General features: G+C 48.9%; 1 rRNA gene. It reads right to left on the bottom strand.

From position 1 onward, the window contains the following. A 5S ribosomal RNA gene (gene rrf, locus HMPREF2644_RS05925) occupies positions 1–112 on the bottom strand; the annotation flags it as partial. Positions 113–219: the final 107 nt, after the last annotated feature.

Below are 219 nucleotides of genomic sequence, written 5' to 3'. Positions count from 1 at the left end.
GGCGGTGCCCTACTCTCACATGGGGAAACCCCACACTACCATCGGCATTACAGCGTTTCACTTCTGAGTTCGGTATGGTCTCAGGTGGGTCCACCGCACTATCGCCGCCAGGATAATTCTTTGATAACTCGTCTTCTCTTTTATCTCTCGTCTCTTTTATCTCTCGTTACTCAGTCTTTCCTCTACCTTTCACTCGTTCTTATTGGCCACAAGCTGAAC

Origin of the sequence: Haemophilus sp. HMSC071C11, assembly GCF_001837655.1 — a bacterium.
GTDB lineage: Bacteria > Pseudomonadota > Gammaproteobacteria > Enterobacterales > Pasteurellaceae > Haemophilus > Haemophilus influenzae.
This window is presented reverse-complemented; position numbering and strand designations above follow the sequence as displayed.